Raw genomic sequence first — 1,863 nt, 5'->3', positions numbered from 1 at the left:
CGCCTGGGCCGCCCACGCCGGCGGCTGCGGGTGGGCATGGTGACGCTCGCCTTCGTCTTCTCGCTCTACGGCGGCCGGCTGATCCAGCTTCAGGTCACCGACAGCGCCGGGTTCGCCGCCCGCGCGGCCGCCGACCGGACCGCCGACGTCACCCTCTACGCCACTCGCGGGTCGATACTGGACGCCGACGGCAAGCCGCTGGCCGAGTCGGTCGACGCCGTCGACGTCATCGCCGACCCGCTGGTGATCGCCCAGTCCAAGCAGGACCCGGCCGTCTACGCCTCGAAGCTCGCCGCCTACCTCGGCAACCCGGCCGGCAGCGCGGACGTGGCCGCGCTGCGCACGAAGCTGTCCGCCTCCACCTCGCAGTACGCGGTACTCGCCCGGCAGGTCACCCCGGAGGTCTGGAAGAAGATCAAGGCTCTCGGACTGACCGGGATCACCGGCAACTCCGACCCCGAGGTGGTCTATCCGCAGGGCGCGCTCGCGGCCAACGCCGTCGGCTTCGTCAACTCGGCGGGCCAGGGCGCGGCCGGGCTCGAGCAGGAGTACGACAGCGTGCTGGCCGGCAGCAACGGCAAGATCTCGTATCAGGCCGCGTACGGCTACGAGATCCCCACCACCGGCATCAACGAGAAGGCCGCGGTGGACGGCACCTCGGTGGAGACCACGATCGACAGCAAGATCCAGTGGACCGCCCAGCAGGCGCTGGACCAGGTGGTCAAGTCCACCGACGCCGACCAGGCCACGATCGTGGTGATGGACCCGCGTTCCGGCGCGGTGCTCGCGCTGGCGTCCTCGCCCTCCTACGACCCCTCCGACCTGTCCGCGGCCACCGCGGCCGAACTCGGCGACGCCGCGGTCTCGGAGGTGTTCGAGCCGGGCTCGGTGGCCAAGGTCGTCACCATGTCCGCGGAGCTGCAGCAGGGCGTGACCAACCCGGGGACCAAGGTGGTCGTGCCGCCCCTGCTCTACACCGGCGACGGCTACACCGTGCACGACGACACCACGCACGGCACCGAGCACCTGACCCTCAACGGGATCCTGGCCGAGTCCAGCAACATCGGCACCGACCTGTCCTCGGAGCAGCTCGCGCCGAACGACATGACCGAGCGCAACGCCATACTGTACGACTACTTCTCCGCCTTCGGGCTCGGCCGCACCTCCGGCCTCGGGCTGCCCGGCGAGTCGCCCGGCATCCTCGCCCCGGCCGCCGACTGGAACCACTCGCAGCAGTACACCGTCGCGTTCGGCCAGGGCCTGGCGGTCAACGCCATCCAGGCCACCAGCGTCTACGCCACCATCGCGAACCAGGGCGTGCGGGTGACCCCGACCCTGGTCAAGGGCTACGTCAGCGCGGACGGCGGCTTCACCCCGGCCGCGGCGCCGGCGCGCACCCAGGTCGTCTCGGCGAAGGTGGCCAACGAGGTCTCGGAGATGTTGGAGTCGGTCGTCTCGGACCAGGGCACCGCCGCCGCGGCCGAGATCCCCGGCTACCGGGTGGCCGGCAAGACCGGCACGGCCAACCGCTTCGTCGCCTCCTGCTCCGGCTACTGCGGCCACACCGCCTCGTTCATCGGCTACGCCCCCGCGGACAGCCCGCGGCTGGTCATGGGGGTGTTCGTGGAGGGCCCGCAGGGTGCGAACTACTTCGGCGGCAGCGTGGCCGCCCCGGTGTTCCAGAAGGTCATGTCCTACGCACTGCAGGAACAGAGCGTCGCTCCGACCGGGACCAAGGCCCCGGATCTGCCCCTGAAGTGGTAGTCGCGCCGTCACACCGGGCAGCGCCGCGCGGTCCGGGCGCGGGGCGTGGCACGCGCGGGGGCGAGAACGCGGTAGCCTGCCGAACGTGCCCTCCCCGTC

General features: G+C 71.6%; 1 protein-coding gene. It reads left to right on the top strand.

Annotation, left to right across the window (positions count from 1 at the left end; translation table 11 throughout):
• The coding region (locus KDL01_RS40845) for a peptidoglycan D,D-transpeptidase FtsI family protein (protein WP_212534096.1) at positions 1-1,764 on the top strand (1,764 nt) is incomplete at its 5' end.
• Between the last annotated feature and the right edge of the window lie 99 nt (positions 1,765-1,863).

It is taken from the genome of Actinospica durhamensis, assembly GCF_018139695.1.
GTDB lineage: Bacteria > Actinomycetota > Actinomycetes > Streptomycetales > Catenulisporaceae > Actinospica > Actinospica durhamensis.
Note: the sequence above shows the minus strand (reverse complement) of the source record. Positions and strands in the feature narration are given on the sequence as shown.